This window comes from Flectobacillus sp., assembly GCF_049240685.1.
Classification (GTDB): domain Bacteria; phylum Bacteroidota; class Bacteroidia; order Cytophagales; family Spirosomataceae; genus Flectobacillus.
Genome location: NZ_JBMLSD010000196.1, coordinates 1,378 through 4,742 on the forward strand (window position 1 = coordinate 1,378; position 3,365 = coordinate 4,742).

Consider the following 3,365-nt stretch of genomic DNA (forward strand, 5'->3'; position numbering starts at 1 on the left):
TTCCAGTTTTCTTTTAAGCCCAGCTGTATTGTATTCATAACTTGTGACTGAAAATCTCTAGTTCAAGACTTAGTCTTGGACTCATTTTTTTAACAGTTTATAAACTGAAACAAACACTAGTCCGAGACTAAGTCTCGAACTAGGCAAGGACAAAATCACACTCAAAACTCAGTACTCGAAACTCAGCACTCTAACTAAGTGTACCATTTTTTTCTAAACCAAAATGCTAAATTTACCAATCCAATCAAGGCTGGTACTTCTACCAACGGTCCAATAACACCTGCAAAAGCTTCGCCACTATTGATGCCAAATACGCCAATTGCTACGGCAATCGCCAATTCAAAATTGTTTCCAGTTGCGGTAAAGGCGATAGAAGTACTCTTGGCATAATCTGCCCCAAAGTTTTTTCCAATAATAAAACTCACTACAAACATTACTGCAAAATATATCACCAAAGGAATGGCAATTCGTACCACATCCATCGGAATCTGTACAATGAGTTGCCCTTTGAGACTAAACATAATCACAATCGTGAAAAGTAACGCCACCAAAGTAATCGGCGAAATCATGGGCACATACGTTTCCTGAAACCATGTTTCGCCTTTGGTTTTTATCAAAATCCATCTACTAAAAAGTCCTAAACCAAAAGGAATACCGAGATAAATCCCCACACTCTCAGCGATTTGACTCATTTTTACCTCAACATTCAATCCTTGGATACCAAAATAGGTTGGCAAAACGCCAATAAAAATATAGGCATAAACACTATATAAAAGCACTTGAAAAATACTATTTAGTGCAATCAAACCAGCAGCATATTCACGACTTCCATCGGCTAAATCATTCCAAACTACCACCATAGCAATACATCTGGCTAGTCCAATCAAAATCAAGCCAACCATATAATGTGGGTAGTCTTTCAGAAAAGTAATCGCCAATAAAAACATGAAAACAGGCCCAATAATCCAATTCAGTATCAACGAAGCCGACAATACTTTGAGGTTGGAAAAGACTTCTCCCATTTTTTCATATTTTACTTTTGCTAAAGGCGGATACATCATCAAAATCAAGCCAATGGCCAATGGAATATTGGTGGTTCCACTCGAAAATGAGTTAATCCAATTGGAGGATTCAGGATAAAAATGCCCGATTCCAACGCCAATGGCCATCGCCAAGAATATCCAAAGAGTCAGATATCTATCTAAAAAACCTAGTTGCTTGCGTTCTACAACTGGGGCACAATTATTTGAAGACATTTCTTATTGTTTTTGCGCTAGGCTATAAGCTTTATGCATTAAGCCAAAATATAAATTGTTTCTTATCAATCTTGTTAACCTCAACGCCAAAGACTTAGTCCTGATGATGCGAAGAAGTTAGATTAAACATTTTTAACAACATCCGCCCCCAGGCGTGCAGCATGCTGATTGGCTCACTTGCAAATCGCTCAAGCGCACTTTAGGCTTTTCGGCAGGGATACCACAAGCATCTTGCGCCAAACAAGCTGTTTTCTTCGGTAGCAATTGGAAGTTTGTTCCATCAAATCCTAATCCATACTTACCAATGGTATCAGACTGATACTCAACCTCTACCTCCAAATCACCAATTCCTAATTTGCTTTCTGACAAAGCGATAATGTTCAACAACTTTTGAGGTTTCAAACGATGTTCATAGTCGTTGGCATCCCATAATTGAAAGTTAATTACCTTCTCGATGCGCTCCACCCCACCACAATCAATAAAATGTCTGGTGATTAGTCCGACTTCTGTTACATGAAAATGTTCTGGTACAAAAGTGCCATTTGCTAATTGAAAATTTACCGATTCGGCAGTTGCTAAATGTTGTTTTACTTCTGAAAGTTTCATGGTTTTATGCGTTTTTAAGGAGAATAATTGGCTAATTTTTTATTCACAACAACCTTTGCGATTATTGAGGGTGGAAAGAATATTTCCGAAATAACTTTGAAGTTTTTCCACTCCTTTTTCGTCAATACAATAACATACGGCGTTTCCTTCAATGGCTCCTTTGATTAGCCCTGCATTTTTGAGTTCTTTCAAATGCTGAGAAATGGTAGGTTGAGCCAAAGGCAATTCATTCACAATATCTCCCGTAATACAAGCATTTACCTTTAAGAGATAGTCCAATATGGCTACCCGAGCAGGATGACCAATTGCCTTAAACATCGTGGCTATGTCATTTTGCTCCTCCGAAAAAAAATCTGTTTTTGTAATACCCATATTGGTTGAGTGATTGACTAATTTTTATTTTACTAAAGAAAAAACATATAGCGTCTCCAAAGCGATTTGCTTGCTTCGGGCTTCGTACATGGCGGATTCCTCTGGAGTGCCATCAAAGGCCTTGGGGTCTTCGTAAGGCGTTGCCACTCTTGCACTCGCACCAAATACTACTGGACAATTTTTGTCGGCACTATTGCAGGTCATTACCGCACAAAATCCAGCTTTGGGATTAGCATCACTATCAAACTTTTTAGAAAAAGCTGTTACAGGTGCTACATCATCAGCAAAATAGACTTGATAGACAGGGTTCGTTCCTTCCGTCGTTTTCTCAATGTTAAAACCTAATCGTTCGGATGCCGCCACTGCTCTTTCGTTAAAAGCTGTTTCTTCAGTTCCACCCGAATAAGTTTCCACATGTGGAATACCATAATAAGCAGCCGCCACACCTGCCCAAATTTGTCCATAATGACTCCGACGAGAATTATGTGTACAGATATACACCAATTTCACAGGCTGTTCCTCGGTAACTTGTGCGCTTATATAGCTTGAAATTTGTGATAAAAGAGCCTTTCTTTCGTCTGAAATTGTATCAAACAGAGCTATTGATTCTTTAATTAAGTTTTGAATAGGACTAAAAATCATGATTAGAAATGTTGGTTATAATATAATCTGTGAATGGTGAGTGATGAATTGTGAATAATAAGCAATGACGCAAAATAAAATTCAAAAAAAATCACATTTTATTCTTTTATGAGAGCACCTTAAGTGTATCAAACTTCAAGATTTTAGCTTTCTGTCGCACCTAAGGATCTGACAAAAAGAATAATTTCCGAGAAAAATACCGACAAAAGCCATTTATCATCAAACATTTACACCCAAAACACATCACTAACCTGATTACTAAAAAAAGAGAAAGTGCCATTCAGGCATTTAGACTTTGTCTCTGATTTTTGTAAAACAGTTTTAAACTGTTTGAAAAAGTAAGTCCAAGACTAAGTCTTGAACTAGGTACTTCAATTTTGTCAAGTAATCAGATCATTCAAAATTCATCACTCACCACTCAAAACTCTCTGGTACTTCTTCTTTCGAGGATATGCGTATTGCGCCAACGCCCGTTTCTTTGTGCGATTT

General features: G+C 37.7%; 4 protein-coding genes. All 4 read right to left on the reverse strand.

All coding sequences use genetic code 11. The features are described 5' to 3' along the window. Positions 1 to 194 precede the first annotated feature (194 nt). Positions 195 to 1,256: an ACR3 family arsenite efflux transporter gene (arsB, locus tag ACOVQ4_RS08960; protein WP_421820311.1), complete on the reverse strand. Its 1,062-nt coding sequence runs from the start codon at positions 1,254 to 1,256 to the stop codon at positions 195 to 197. A gap of 132 nt (positions 1,257 to 1,388) precedes the next feature. Further along, positions 1,389 to 1,862, reverse strand: coding sequence for a DUF6428 family protein (locus tag ACOVQ4_RS08965; RefSeq protein WP_421820312.1), 474 nt, complete (start codon positions 1,860 to 1,862; stop codon positions 1,389 to 1,391). Between the two features lie 39 nt (positions 1,863 to 1,901). Further along, positions 1,902 to 2,234, reverse strand: coding sequence for an ArsR/SmtB family transcription factor (locus ACOVQ4_RS08970; RefSeq protein WP_421820313.1), 333 nt, complete (start codon positions 2,232 to 2,234; stop codon positions 1,902 to 1,904). 24 nt (positions 2,235 to 2,258) lie between these two features. After that, positions 2,259 to 2,876, reverse strand: a complete 618-nt coding sequence (locus tag ACOVQ4_RS08975) for a protein-tyrosine-phosphatase (protein WP_421820314.1) — start codon at positions 2,874 to 2,876, stop codon at positions 2,259 to 2,261. Between the last annotated feature and the right edge of the window lie 489 nt (positions 2,877 to 3,365).